The 239-nt window shown below is 29.7% G+C and carries 1 protein-coding gene; it reads left to right on the forward strand.

The features are described 5' to 3' along the window. Positions 1–239 (forward strand): potassium transporter TrkG (locus VJI93_RS09230; RefSeq protein WP_324009392.1); only part of this gene is annotated, 239 nt, incomplete at both ends.

The raw sequence follows: 239 nt of genomic DNA on the forward strand, positions 1-239 counted from the left end.
TAGTAATGACTTTAGGATTACTTATTTTTGGGACAATTGCATTTTTCATCTTGGAATATTCTAATGCAAAAACTTTAAAGAATTTTAACTTTTTTGATAAAATAACAAATTCATTTTTTCAGTCAGTAACTACCAGAACAGCGGGATTTTCTTCGATAAATCAAACGGGGTTTACTGAATCTTCAACAATTTTAACTGTTTTTTTGATGTTTATAGGAGGATCACCTGCAAGTACTGCC

Origin of the sequence: Parvimonas sp. M20, from assembly GCF_035282425.1 — a bacterium.
Classification (GTDB): domain Bacteria; phylum Bacillota; class Clostridia; order Tissierellales; family Peptoniphilaceae; genus Parvimonas.